Consider the following 12,598-nt stretch of genomic DNA (forward strand, 5'->3'; position numbering starts at 1 on the left):
CGGGGACGTCGAGGTAGTTGTCGGGCTCGTCGAGCAGCAGCACCTCGTCCGGGCCGCGGAGCAGGTATTCGAGGACCAGCCGCTTCTGCTCGCCGCCGGACAGGGTGCTCAGCAGGCGGTAGCGCGCCCGCTCGTAGGGCAACCCCATCGACGCGATCGTGCACACGTCCCACGTCACCTCGAGGTCGTAGCCGCCGGCGTCGGCGTAGTCCGAGAGGGCCGTGGCATAGGCCATCTGCGTGGGCTCGTCGTCGGTGTCCATCAGCGCGACCTCGCAGGCGTGTACGGCGCCCGCCGCCTCTCGCACGGCCGGCGGGGCGACGCTCAGCAGCAGGTCTGCCACCGCCTCGTCACCACCCCCGTGTCCGACGAACTGGCGCATCACCCCGAGCCCACCACTGCGGGTGACTGCGCCGGCGTGCGGCCTCAGGTCCCCGGTGATGATGCGGAGCAGCGTCGTCTTGCCCGCCCCGTTGGCGCCGACGAGCGCCACCTTGGCGCCGTCGCCGACCCGGAAGCTGACGTCGTCGAGGAGAACTCGTCCGTCGGGCAGCTCGTAGCGCACTCCAGATACATCCACATGTCCCACGCGGGCCATTGTCCGCGACGCGGGGCGCGCGGGCCACGCGATTTACCGCGACGGCGTTTTCCGAGGGGGTCAGGAAGCCGGACTATCCGGCGGGGAGGTCGTCGAGGCCGAAGGCCGTCCGAAGCGCGGGCGTGATCTCGACGTGGCCACGCGGACCCCGCTCCTGCTCGTGGGCCGTCGACTCGACGCCGTCCTGGCAGGACCCCGCACCCTGGGTTCCGTAGCGAGCGAGGTAGGCGGACTCGCCCGCAGGAGTCAGGGTGACCCACCACCCCTGCTCCTGGATGCAGGAGTCACCACCGGGGAGGTCCGGGGCAGCCGCGATCGCGGCCAGTGCGTCGTCGACCTCGACGTAGGTGAGCCGTTGACTGGACTCCAGGTCACCCTGGCTCGAATAGCGACACAGCGCCGCCCCGACCCCGCGTGGACCCGGCACCGTCCGCACCGCCACGTCGTCGTAGCTGGCCGCGCACCCGTTGGCGTCGACCTCCTCGCCACGCACCGATTGGGCGATCCGGCTGGTCAGGCCGGGATCCGGAGTGGCGATCGTGACGACCCAGTCGTCGTCGTACCAGGAGGCGACCCAGGCGCCGTCCGGATGGACGGCGTGCGCATCGTCACCCTCGGAGTCGTACTGCCATACGTAGCCGGAGTCGTGCACCGGTTCGAAGTCCGCTGCCGCGCCCACGGTCACCCCGTATCCCTTCCTCGGCGTGCAGGCGAGATCTGGCCCGACCTCGCCCGGCAGGGCGATCCGTGGCACCACCCCGGCGGGGTCTCTGCCCTCGGCACACCAGGCGGTGGTGATCCCGGGCTGCCAGTGCGACGGGACCACGAACCGGATCCCCCGCCACGTGACCTCCTGCATGGTGTCGCGGGCCGTGACGAAGTCCGGGGCGAGGTCCGCGACGATGAAGTGCGAGGGTGGAGCGTCAGGTGCGGGAGGTCGTCCGGCGCTGTCTGCGCCCATGACGGCGATCCCGAATGCAGCCGCCGCGACTGCGGCCCCCATCGTCGCTGCGGCGACAGCCTTGGCGGTCGTCCTCCGGCGTCGGCGGAGGCGGGCACGCGCGGCCATCGCCAAGCCGAAGGGCAGCGTCGCGTCCTCGGCCCGCTCGGCCAGGGTGTTGCGCACCCTGCTCTCGAAGTCGTGGGGTGCCCCCTCTGCGACCTCGGCCCGGAGCGCGGCCATCGCGCGGGAGAGACGCGAGCGGACCCTCCCTTCGCGCACACCCGTCAGGTCCGCGATCTCGGCAGGTTCCAGGTCCTCGTAGAACCGGAGCACGATCGGGGTGCGCTCGTCGGCGGGCAACGCTCGGCACGCGCGCCACAGGACGTCGTACGCCTCGATCGCGATCCCAGGCGTGCGCTCGACGTCCGGCCGGGCGGAGGCCGGCGACGCCCGGCGACGGTACCGACGCGACCTCGACAGATTCTCCTCGACGACCCTCCGACGCACGTCGGGACCGGGATCGCCGCCGTCGCAGGAACGCGACCAGCGGGGCAGCGCGCGCGACAGCACGTCCGCGACGATGTCCTCAGCGTCCTGGCGGCTCCCGGTCAGCAGGTAGCCCAGGCGCAGGAGGGACTGCCCTCGCGCGGCCACCCACTGGTCGAAGTCCGGCGTCGTGTCCACCCGGCTGCGTCACCTCACTCCTCGGTCTGCTTCGCCCACAGGTTGATGCCCGACTCCACGGCATGCTTGTCGATCTCGGCGAGCTCGTCGTCGGTCAACCGCGCCCCGTCCAGGGCATCGAGGTTGGTGTCGAGCTGCTCGACGCTGCTCGCGCCGATGACCGCGCTGGTGACGCGGCTGTCGCGCAGGACCCACTGCAGCGCGAGCTGGGCGAGCTTCTGGCCGCGCCCCACCGCGATCTCGTTGAGGGCCCGGACGCGGCGCAGCACGTCGTCGTCGAGCCCGGCGATGGTGCTGTCACTGCGGGCGGCGCGCGAGTCGTCGGGCACGCCGTCGAGGTAGCGATCGGTCAGCAGCCCCTGCGCGAGCGCGGTGAAGACGATGCAGCCCATGCCCTGCTCCTCGAGCTCATCGAGCAGGTCCTCCTCGATCCACCGGTTGAGCATCGAGTAGGACGGCTGGTGGATCAGCAGCGGCGTGCCGAGGTCGCGGGCGATGGTCGCCGCCTCGCGGGTCTTCGCCCCGGAGTAGGACGAGATGCCGGCGTAGAGCGCCCGACCGGACCGCACGGCCGTATCGAGCGCCATCATCGTCTCCTCGACCGGCGTCTCGGGGTCGAACCGGTGGCTGTAGAAGATGTCGACATAGTCGAGTCCCAGTCGCTCCAGCGACTGGTCGAGGCTGGCCAGGACGTACTTCCGCGACCCGCCGCCCTGGCCGTACGGGCCCGGCCACATGTCCCAGCCCGCCTTGGTCGAGATGATCAACTCGTCGCGGTAGGGCTTGAAGTCATCGGCGAGGTAGCGGCCGAAGTTCTCCTCCGCGCGGCCGTACGGCGGCCCGTAGTTGTTGGCCAGGTCGAAGTGCGTCACCCCGCGGTCGAAGGCCCGACGCAGGATGGCGCGCTGCGTCTCCTCGGGGCGGTCGATGCCGAAGTTCTGCCAGAGCCCCAGGCTCAGAGGCGGGAGCTTGAGCCCGCTGCGCCCGGTCGCGCGGTAGTCGGTGTGGTCGTAACGGTCCGGTGCGGCGTCGTACGTCATGGCTCCACTCTCTCAGCCTGCGACGCGAGCCGTCAGCCTCGGCGCGTCTCCAGGACCCGGAATCCCTTGACGCTGGCCAGGCGCGTCGTGGGCCAGCCCTGCTCTCCCAGCCAGCGCTGCAGCGAGTCGGCGCCGAGGAACTTCCCGACCACCATGATCGCGCGGCCGTCCGGCCGGAGCCGTGGCAGCCACAGGAGCAGCAGCTCGTGCAGAGCGGCCTTGCCGATCCGGATCGGCGGGTTGGACCAGATCTCGTCGAAGGTCATGTCGCTCGGGATCTGCGCAGGCAGCGCGGCGACGAACCGCGAGTCGAGGCCCATCGCGCGGGCGTTCTCGTTGGCGAGCAGCAGCGCCCGCTCGTTGACGTCCACGGCGGTGACGGTCGCGAGGGGTACGGCGCGGGCGATCGCGAGTCCGATGGCGCCGTACCCACAGCCCAGGTCGAGGAACTGGCCCTGCACCGGAGGCTCGAGCTCGCGGAACAGCACCGCGGTCGCGTGGTCGAGGTGCCCCCGGCTGAAGACGCCCGAGCCACTGACCAGGTCGAAGCAGTGGCCCCAGGCCTCGACCTCGAAGGCCTCACGGGTGAAGGGCGCCGCGGGGTCGGCGGAGAAGTAGTGGTCCTCGGTCACCGGGTCATCCTCTCGCGCCACGCCTACTCGGCCGTCCGCCGGGCTCGGGTGCGGACGGCCTGGGCGGCGAGCTCGTCGGCGTCGGGGTAGCCCACCTCCTCGAGCGTCAGGCCACGAGCGTGGACCACGGTCATGCTGGCGTCGCGGACGCGGCCGCTGAGCACCTCGGCGGCCCATGGCGGCGGCCGGCGCCCCTCCCCCACGATCAGGAGGCAGCCGACCAGCGACCGCACCATGGTGTGGCAGAAGGCGTCGGCCACGACCCTGCCCTCGATCAGACCGTGCGGAGTCCGGGTCCACTCGAACGCGAGCAGCGTGCGCACCGTCGTCGCGCCCTCGCGGCGCTTGCAGTAGGCCGCGAAGTCCTGGAGCCCGATCAGGTGCTCGGCGCCGGCATTCATGAGCCCGACATCCAGCCGCCGCTCCCAGGCGAGCACGTGTCGGCGGGTGAGGGGATCGATCAGCTCGGGGCGATCCGCGATCCGGTAGGCGTAGCGACGCCACAGTGCCGAGAAGCGCGCGTCGAACCCGGGCTCGGCCTCCGTCGCGCGGCGTACGCGCACGTCCCCGTCCAGGATGCCGTTGAGCCGGCGCACCAACGCATCCAGCGCGGGCCCCCTCGAGCGGCCGGCCGAAGCAGCAACGTCGGCCCTGTCCACGTCGAAGTGCACCACCTGGCCGCGCGCATGCACGCCCGTGTCGGTCCGCCCGGCGCAAACCACGCGCACCAACGGGATCCGCAGCGCCATGGCGATCGCATCCTCGAGCGAACCCTGGACCGTGCGGAAGTCGGGTTGAGTCGCCCATCCCCTGAAATCTGTGCCGTCGTAGGACAGGTCGAGCCGGATGCGCACCCGCAGATCCTAGGTGGCCCGTCTCGACACAGACCGGCCGACCGCGACCGCGCCATACTCGACCGCGTGAGCAACCCGGCGATCATCCTCGTCTCCGACGACCACCTCGACATCCTCGAAGAGCAGTTCTGGCGCTACACGCAGGAGTACGACGTCCGCTGCGTCCGCACGGCCATGGAGGCCAAGCACCAGGCGATCGACGTGCTCGAGAGCGGCGGCCAGGTCGCGCTGTTCGTGCTGGAGTCGAGGCTCGCGGACATGGAGATCTACCCGGCCATCGGCAAGATCCGGGAGTCGGTGCCCACGGCTCGCCGGGTGATCGTCGCGCACTGGGAGAACTTCCGCGCCGACGCCGCCGACCTGCGACACGGACAGGCCACCGGCAAGTACGACGCCTTCCTCCTGATGCCCCGCGGGGTCCGCGACGAGGAGTTCCACACCGCGATCATCGACCTGCTGAACGACTGGGCGGCGACCGTGGCCGTCCCCGAGGTCTACGCGGTGCGCCTCGTGACGCCGGAGCAGGACGTGCTGACGCTCCAGCTGCGGGACTACCTCGACCGGGTCGGTGCGCCGTGCGGTGTCTTCCACCCCGAGAGCGAGGAGGGTCGCGAGGTGCTCGCACGACACACGGGCCAGTCGGACCTCTGGCCGGTGGTGGAGACGTTCAACTCCACGGTGCCGTTCGTGCCCACCAGCACCCGCGACCTCGCGGTGACGCTCTACGGCAGGCCCGACGACATCGAGGTCGACCAGGTGGTGGACGTCGTGGTCGTGGGCGCCGGGCCGGCGGGGCTCGCGGCCAGCGTGTATGCCGCCAGCGAGGGACTGTCCACCGTGACGATCGAGAGCGAGGCGATCGGCGGCCAGGCAGGCACCAGCTCGATGATCCGCAACTACCTCGGCTTCCCGCGCGGCATCTCGGGCATGCGCCTCGCCCAGCGGGCACGCAACCAGGCGATCCGGTTCGGCACGCGGTTCTTCACCGGGTGGCCGGTGCTCGGCCTCGAGCCCGGTCACGACGGGGCCCCCCACGTCGTACGCACCGAGGGCGGCGACGTGCAGGCCCGGGCAGTGGTCATCGCGACCGGCGTCACCTACCGGCGCATCGGCATCGAGTCCATCGACACCCGGATCGGCTACGGCGTCCACTACGGCGCCGCCATGGCGGCCTCACGCGAGATGGAGGGTGGCGACGTGATCGTCGTCGGGGGTGGCAACAGCGCCGGCCAGGCCGCGGTCCACCTGTCTCGCTTCGCCCGGTCGGTGACGATCATGGTCCGTCGCCCGGACCTCTCGGCCACGATGTCGCACTACCTCGTGAAGGAGATCGGCTTCAACCCGCGCATCGAGGTGCTGGGCAGCTCCCGCATCGTCGGCGGCGGTGGCGAGGAACGTCTCGAGTGGGTCGACGTCGAGGACGTCACCCACGGCCAGGTGCACCGCCTGGAGGTTCGCGGCGTCTTCCTCCTCCTGGGGGCGGACCCGCACTGCGAGTGGCTGCCACCCTCGATCGCGCGGGACGACAGGGGGTTCATCCGCACCGGCCGCGACGTGCCCAGGCAGGCCTGGACCGACGGGCTGCCACCGCCCGACCTGGCCACGACGGTGCCCGGCATCTTCGCCGCCGGCGACATCCGCGCAGGCTCGATGAAGCGGGTCGCCTCCGCCTCGGGCGAGGGCGCCTCGGTCGTCTCGCTCGTGCACTCGTGGCTCGGGTGAGGTTATTCAACCCCACGGTTGACAATGCGCACCCGATCGGCCTACCTTCCATTCAACCACTCAGTTGAGGAAGGTGCCTGCCATGACGGACCAGCTCTCCAAGGTCTTCGCCGCCCTGGCCGACCCGACGCGGCGCGACATGCTCGCGCGGCTGACGGAGGCCGACGCGACGGTCAACGAGCTGGCTGCGCCGTACGACGTCAGCCTCCAGGCCGTCTCCAAGCACCTCAAGGTGCTCGAGGGCGCCGGGCTGGTCAGCCGGCGCCGGGAGGCGCAGCGCCGACCCGTGCACCTGGAAGCAGAGGTGTTCGACCTGATGACGACGTGGATCGAGAGATACCGCCGACAGGCCGAGGAGCGATTGCGTCGCCTCGACGCCGTGCTGGCGGCGATGGACGAAGCAGACCACCCCAGCACGTCAATCCGCTCGGAAGGAACCGCATCATGACCACCACGCAGAACCCCGACACCCGCTACCCCGAGGCCGCGATCGAGGCCGACCCGAGGGTCCCGGCCGTGCACATCTGGCGCGACTTCGCCGGCACCCCGGAGCAGCTCAAGAGGGCTCACACCGATCCCGAGCTCTTCAGGCAGTGGGTCGGCCCGGACTCGCTCACGACCCGCATCGACCACTGGGACTGCCGGACCCTCGGCTCCTACCGCTACGTCGCAGAGCGTGACGGCGAGGAGTTCGCGTTCCGCGGTACCTTCCCGCACATCGGCGACGTCAAGATCGTCCAGACCTTCACCTGGGAGGGCATGCCCGAGGCGATCGCCCTGGAGACGGTGACGTTCGAGGACCTCGGCGAGGGTCGCACCCGGCTCCACGCCTTCTCGCTGTGCGACTCGTTCGAGGCTCGCGACGGCATGCTCTCCAGCGGCATGGAGATCGGCATCCACGAGGGCTACGCCAAGCTCGACACACTTCTCAGTGACGCAGTGATCGCCGATGACGCTCGCTGAGTCGCCGGCCGAGCGCCACCGCGAGGTCGCGGGCGTCTTCGCGGACCGGGTCGCTGCCACCCGGGACTGGGGGACACCTGCGCCCGTGGCCGGCTGGACGGCTCGTGACGTGGTGGCTCATCTCGTCGACTGGTTCCCCGCGTTCCTCGGCGCCGGCGGGATCACGCTCGACCCCGGCCCGACCGTCACCGACGACCCGGTGGGCGCGTGGCGACACCACGCGGGCGCCGTACAACACCTCATCGAGACCCGGGGCGACGAGTCGTTCACCCACCCCTATGCCGGCACCCACCGCCTCGCCGATGCGGTGGACCGCTTCTACACCGCGGACGTCTTCATGCACACGTGGGACCTGGCCCGCGCGACCGGCCAGCAGCCCGGTCTCGACGAGGACTTCGCCGCCGTGCTGCTCGCGGGCATGCAGCCGATCGAGGAGCTGCTCCGCACGTCCGGTCAGTACGGCGCCCCGGTGGCCGTCGCCGCGGACGCCCCCGCGGTCGATCGGCTGATGGGCTTCATCGGCCGCGATCCCCGCTGGGCTCCCCCGCAGTGACCGACACCGTCGCCATCATCCGAGCTCGTGGCGCCACGGAGGGTCGCCGCCCGGACGACTGACAGTGATCGCGGCGGCCCGACCCGCGTGCTGGAGCACCGAGGCCCAGTCCTCGCTCTGCAGAGCCAGCAGGCCCTCGCGGGCCGCCACCCCGACGACGCCGAGGCCCCACAGCGCGTCGACGACCGCCGCCGTGACCGTGTCACCCGCACCGATGGTGTCGACCACGGTGGCGCGAACCGCCGGGACCTCGCCCTCCCCGGACGGCGCGAACCAGCGCAGGCCCGCGTCTCCCAGCGTGACGATGACGGCGCCGGCCCCGCGGGCCAGGAAGCCTGAAGCCACGTCGCGATGATCACGTCCCGGCCACAGCAGCTCGAGGTCCTCGTCGCTGGCCTTGACGACGTCGGCCAACGCGGCCATGTCGCCGGCGCGGCTGACCACCTCGGGGCCGGTCCCGGTGATGGCCGGTCGGGCGTTGAGGTCGAAGACCGTCAACGCGGACGGCCGCCGCGTGGCCACCAGCCGGGCGACATCGAGGGCACCCGGGTCCAGCGCCGCCGCGATCGAGCCGAAGACCACGACCACCGGATCCACGTCCACCGGCAGCCGCACGGGGCCGAGGCGCCACTCGATGTCGAACTCGTACGTCGCCGCGCCCGACTCCGCCAGCGTCGCCACCGCCGTCGCCGTGCGCTCGAGCACCAACGGGTCGCTGCCCAGACGAACGCCGTTGCCGCTCAGGTGCTCGGCCAGCATCCTGCCGTGCTCGTCGTCGGCGTAGGCGGTCACGAACCGCACCGAGCGGCCCAGCCGGGCCAGCGCCACCGCGGCGTTGGCCGAGCTCCCGCCAGCGTGGTCGCGCACGGAGCCGTCACGACCCCTCACCACATCGACGAGCGCTTCTCCGACGACCAGGGCAACCTGTTCCATGACAGGAGGGTCTACCACCCCCGGGCCGGTCTTGGCTCGCCGTAGGGTCGAGACATGCAGCTGGACCCGATCCACCACCACGCCGAGGTGCCACCGTTCGAGCAGGCACGGAGCCAGATCGCGGGTCAGATCGCCTCGGGCGCACTGCCGAGCGGCACTCGGTTGCCGACCGTGCGCGCCCTGGCCGGCGCCCTCGAGCGAATGACGAAGGGCCCGCCATCCCCGGAGGGATGACGGGCCCGACGTGCGGAACGGTGCTAGCTCACTCGCCAGCGCGGGTGAAGCCAGCGGCCTCGGCGGACTCGGCGGTGTCGAACCACAGCTCGGCCACGGTCGCGGCGAACCACTGACCGTCCGGCTCGTGGAACTTCATCGAGTCCTTGTTGCCCTTGATCGGGAAACCCTCGGGCGCCTCGTCGGCGTCCGCGAGCGGGACGTGCGCACCGGCAGGCAGCTCGTCGGAGCCGTCCACGTCGGCAAGGCCCTTGATCTCGGTGTCAGCAGTCTCGTCGACCTCGGTCTCCTCGACAGCGGGCTCCTCGACCGGAGCAGTTGCGGCAGCGGTCTTCTTCGACGAGGCAGCCTTGGGGCTGTACGCCTCGGTCACCAGCTCGATGACCGCCATCGGGGCGTTGTCGCCCTTGCGGGGACCGATCTTGGTGATCCGGGTGTAGCCACCCGGACGCTCGGCGAAGGTCGGCGCGATCTCGGTGAAGAGAACGTGCACGACGCCCTTGTCGCGGATGGTCTTGAGGACCTCGCGCCGGTTGTGCAGGTCGCCTCGCTTGGCCTTGGTGATCAACTTCTCCGCGAACGGGCGCAGCATGCGCGCCTTCGCCTCGGTGGTCGTGATCCGACCGTGCTCGAAGAGCGCGGTCACCAGGTTGGCGAGGATGAGGCGCTGGTGCGCCGGGCTACCGCCGAGGCGCTTGCCCTTCTTGGGCTTGGGCATGACTTCTCTCGATTCTCTCCGGCCGTACGAGGTACCGGGGTAGACGCCGCTCGGTCCGAGCGGCGGTTTGGGTCAGTACTGCTCGTCCTCGACGAAGGCGTCGTCGTCGTCATCGCCGTACGCCGCAAGTGCGGCGTGCGGGTCGAAGCCGGGCGCGCTGTCCTTGAGGGACAGACCCATCTCGACCAGCTTGGCCTTGACCTCGTCGATCGACTTCGCACCGAAGTTGCGGATGTCGAGCAGGTCCTGCTCCGAGCGGCTGATGAGCTCACCCACGGTGTGGATGCCCTCGCGCTTGAGGCAGTTGTAGGAACGGACGGTCAGCTGCAGGTCCTCGACCGGGAGGGCGAGGTCGGCGGCGAGCTGCTCGTCGACCGGCGACGGCCCGATGTCGATGCCCTCGGCCTCGACGTTGAGCTCACGAGCCAGACCGAACAGCTCGACCAGCGTCTTGCCGGCAGAGGCGATCGCGTCGCGGGGACGCATCGACTGCTTGGTCTCGACGTCGATGACGAGCTTGTCGAAGTCGGTGCGCTGCTCGACACGGGTGGCCTCGACCTTGTAGGTCACCTTCAGCACGGGGCTGTAGATCGAGTCGACCGGCATGCGGCCGATCTCGTTGTCGGCACCCTTGTTCTGGACGGCCGAGACGTAGCCGCGGCCACGCTCCACGACCAGCTCCATCTCCAGCTTGCCCTTGTCGGACAGCGTGGCGATCTTGAGCTCGGGGTTGTGCACCTCGACGCCGGCGGGCGGCGCGATGTCGGCGGCGGTGACGGCACCGGCACCGGACTTGCGGAGGTACATCGTGACGGGCTCGTCGTGCTCCGAGGAGACGACCAGGCCCTTCAGGTTGAGGATGATCTCGGTGACGTCCTCGGTGACACCCTCAATGGTCGAGAACTCGTGGAGGACGGTGTCCACCTTGATGCTCGTGACCGAGGCACCCGGAATGGAGGACAGGAGCGTCCGCCGCAGCGAGTTGCCGAGGGTGTAGCCGAAGCCGGGCTCGAGGGGCTCGATGACGAAGCGCGAACGGAACTCGTCCACGGACTCTTCGGACAGGGTCGGGCGCTGAGCGATAAGCACTGAATTCTTTCCTTCCCGGATCCAACCACCATTTGATGGACCCGATCTCACGTGAAAAGGAGGCGTCGGTGGCCGCCCGCGAACGAGCGGTCACCGACAGGGGATTACTTCTTTGAGTAGTACTCGACGATCAGCTGTTCGGTGACCTGCGTGTCGATCTGCGCACGGACCGGCACCGAGTGCACGAGGATGCGCATGCGACCCGGAAGGGCCTGCATCCAGGCTGGGATGTGGCGCTCGGTGTGGGTCTCGCGAGCCACGATGAACGGCGTCATCTCCAGCGACTTCTCGCGCACGTCGATGATGTCGTGAGCGGAAACCTGGAAGCTGGGGATGTCGACCTTGTGGCCGTTGACGAGGAAGTGACCATGCACGACGAGCTGGCGAGCAGCGCGACGGGTGCGGGCGAACCCGGCACGGTAGACGACGTTGTCGAGGCGGCACTCAAGGAGCTGGAGCAGGTTCTCGCCGGTCTTGCCCTGGCGACGGTTGGCTTCCTTGTAGTAGCGCAGGAACTGCTTCTCCATGACGCCGTAGGTGAAACGGGCCTTCTGCTTCTCGCGCAGCTGGAGGAGGTACTCGCTCTCCTTGATACGGCCGCGGCCGTGCTGGCCGGGGGGGTAGGGACGCTTCTCGAAAGCCGCGTCGCCGCCGACGAGGTCGACACCGAGACGGCGCGACTTACGGCTCATGGGTCCGGTGTAACGGGCCATGTCAGTCTCTCTTTCTCAGTCTCGGGTCAGACGCGCCGGCGCTTGGGCGGGCGGCAACCGTTGTGGGGGGTGGGCGTGACGTCCTGGATGGTGCCGACCTCGAGGCCGATGGCACCCAGCGAACGGATCGCGGTCTCGCGACCCGAGCCCGGACCCTTGACGAAGACGTCGATCTTCTTCATGCCGTGGTCCATGGCCCGACGACCAGCGGCCTCGGCAGCCATCTGCGCGGCGAACGGCGTGGACTTGCGCGAGCCCTTGAAGCCGACGGTGCCGGCAGAGGCCCACGAGATCACGGCGCCGGTGGGGTCGGTGATGGTGACGATGGTGTTGTTGAACGTGCTCTTGATATGGGCTTCGCCCTGAGCAATGTTCTTCTTCTCCTTGCGACGCACCTTGGTGGCGCGGCTCTTGGGAGGCATACGTTTCTCCTACGGTGTGAGGTCTGGAAGCTTCGTGGAAGCGGCTGTGATCAACGCGGGACGCGTTGGGTCACTTGGCCTTCTTCTTGCCGGCAACAGTGCGCTTGGGACCCTTGCGGGTGCGCGCGTTGGTCTTGGTGCGCTGACCGCGGACCGGGAGGCCCATGCGGTGGCGGCGACCCTGGTAGCTGCCGATCTCGATCTTGCGACGGATGTCCGCCTGGACCTCGCGACGGAGGTCACCCTCGATCTTGAAGTTGGCTTCGATCTCATCGCGAAGCTTGACCAGCTCCTCGTCACCGAGCGTGTGCACGCGGGCGTTCGGGTCAACCCCGGTCGCGGCGAGCAGCTGCTGGGAGCGAGTACGGCCGATGCCGTAGATGTAGGTGAGTGCGATCTCGATGCGCTTGTCGCGCGGGAGGTCCACACCAACGAGGCGTGCCATGTGGCGTTTCCTTGTCTGTTCTCGCAGTGGTTTCTGGTCGTGTCGCGTCCCATCC

15 protein-coding genes and 1 pseudogene are annotated in these 12,598 nt (G+C 69.8%); 5 read left to right on the forward strand and 11 right to left on the reverse strand.

The window, feature by feature from the left end; genetic code table 11:
* The 5 genes from RMO85_RS02065 to truA form a co-directional block, all read right to left on the reverse strand.
* Positions 1–589: ATP-binding cassette domain-containing protein (locus tag RMO85_RS02065; protein ID WP_310526172.1), on the reverse strand; the 589-nt coding region annotated here is incomplete at its 3' end.
* A gap of 82 nt (positions 590–671) precedes the next feature.
* Complete coding sequence (locus tag RMO85_RS02070; protein ID WP_310526173.1) at positions 672–2,225, reverse strand: SigE family RNA polymerase sigma factor; 1,554 nt, start codon at positions 2,223–2,225, stop codon at positions 672–674.
* Positions 2,226–2,239: 14 nt separating this feature from the next.
* Entirely contained in the window at positions 2,240–3,265 is a 1,026-nt protein-coding gene (gene mgrA / locus RMO85_RS02075) for an L-glyceraldehyde 3-phosphate reductase (RefSeq protein WP_310526174.1), read from the reverse strand.
* Between the two features lie 32 nt (positions 3,266–3,297).
* Positions 3,298–3,897 carry a methyltransferase gene (locus RMO85_RS02080; protein ID WP_310526176.1) on the reverse strand — a complete coding sequence of 200 codons (600 nt, stop codon included), beginning with the start codon at positions 3,895–3,897 and terminating at the stop codon, positions 3,298–3,300.
* Positions 3,898–3,920: 23 nt separating this feature from the next.
* The gene (truA, locus tag RMO85_RS02085) at positions 3,921–4,751 is read right to left on the reverse strand and encodes a tRNA pseudouridine(38-40) synthase TruA (protein ID WP_310526177.1); all 831 of its coding nucleotides are present in this window, start codon (positions 4,749–4,751) and stop codon (positions 3,921–3,923) included.
* 66 nt (positions 4,752–4,817) lie between these two features.
* Here truA and RMO85_RS02090 point away from each other — a divergent pair, with 66 nt between their 5' ends.
* The 4 genes from RMO85_RS02090 (at position 4,818) to RMO85_RS02105 (ending at position 7,989) form a co-directional block, all read left to right on the forward strand.
* Entirely contained in the window at positions 4,818–6,473 is a 1,656-nt protein-coding gene (locus RMO85_RS02090) for an FAD-dependent oxidoreductase (RefSeq protein ID WP_310526178.1), read from the forward strand.
* An 82-nt stretch (positions 6,474–6,555) separates the two neighbouring features.
* Complete coding sequence (locus RMO85_RS02095; protein ID WP_310526179.1) at positions 6,556–6,921, forward strand: metalloregulator ArsR/SmtB family transcription factor; 366 nt, start codon at positions 6,556–6,558, stop codon at positions 6,919–6,921.
* A complete protein-coding gene (locus tag RMO85_RS02100; RefSeq protein ID WP_310526180.1) occupies positions 6,918–7,436 on the forward strand; it encodes an SRPBCC domain-containing protein in 519 nt (172 codons plus the stop codon). The genes RMO85_RS02095 and RMO85_RS02100 overlap by 4 nt, the downstream gene beginning before the upstream one ends.
* The gene (locus RMO85_RS02105) at positions 7,423–7,989 is read left to right on the forward strand and encodes a maleylpyruvate isomerase family mycothiol-dependent enzyme (RefSeq protein WP_310526181.1); all 567 of its coding nucleotides are present in this window, start codon (positions 7,423–7,425) and stop codon (positions 7,987–7,989) included. Before RMO85_RS02100 ends, RMO85_RS02105 begins: the two co-directional genes overlap by 14 nt.
* Before the next feature lie 15 nt (positions 7,990–8,004).
* Here the strand turns inward: RMO85_RS02105 and RMO85_RS02110 are convergent, their stop codons facing one another.
* Entirely contained in the window at positions 8,005–8,922 is a 918-nt protein-coding gene (locus RMO85_RS02110; RefSeq protein ID WP_310526182.1) for a PfkB family carbohydrate kinase, read from the reverse strand.
* 54 nt (positions 8,923–8,976) lie between these two features.
* On the opposite strand from RMO85_RS02110, the gene RMO85_RS02115 reads away from it, so the two are divergent.
* Positions 8,977–9,156, forward strand: a complete 180-nt coding sequence (locus RMO85_RS02115; protein ID WP_397202861.1) for a hypothetical protein — start codon at positions 8,977–8,979, stop codon at positions 9,154–9,156.
* 255 nt (positions 9,157–9,411) lie between these two features.
* On the opposite strand, the pseudogene rplQ reads toward RMO85_RS02115, so the two are convergent.
* From rplQ to rpsM, 5 genes and pseudogenes are all read right to left on the reverse strand, one after another.
* Positions 9,412–9,874 (reverse strand): annotated as a pseudogene (gene rplQ, locus RMO85_RS02120) (50S ribosomal protein L17); the annotation flags it as partial.
* 72 nt (positions 9,875–9,946) lie between these two features.
* Positions 9,947–10,963: a DNA-directed RNA polymerase subunit alpha gene (locus RMO85_RS02125; RefSeq protein WP_310526184.1), complete on the reverse strand. Its 1,017-nt coding sequence runs from the start codon at positions 10,961–10,963 to the stop codon at positions 9,947–9,949.
* Between the two features lie 104 nt (positions 10,964–11,067).
* Positions 11,068–11,676, reverse strand: coding sequence for a 30S ribosomal protein S4 (gene rpsD / locus RMO85_RS02130; protein ID WP_310526185.1), 609 nt, complete (start codon positions 11,674–11,676; stop codon positions 11,068–11,070).
* A 26-nt stretch (positions 11,677–11,702) separates the two neighbouring features.
* Entirely contained in the window at positions 11,703–12,098 is a 396-nt protein-coding gene (rpsK, locus tag RMO85_RS02135) for a 30S ribosomal protein S11 (protein WP_010831742.1), read from the reverse strand.
* A gap of 70 nt (positions 12,099–12,168) precedes the next feature.
* Complete coding sequence (gene rpsM, locus RMO85_RS02140) at positions 12,169–12,543, reverse strand: 30S ribosomal protein S13 (protein WP_036490072.1); 375 nt, start codon at positions 12,541–12,543, stop codon at positions 12,169–12,171.
* Positions 12,544–12,598 lie beyond the last annotated feature (55 nt).

Source organism: Nocardioides sp. (genome assembly GCF_031422975.1).
GTDB lineage: Bacteria > Actinomycetota > Actinomycetes > Propionibacteriales > Nocardioidaceae > Nocardioides.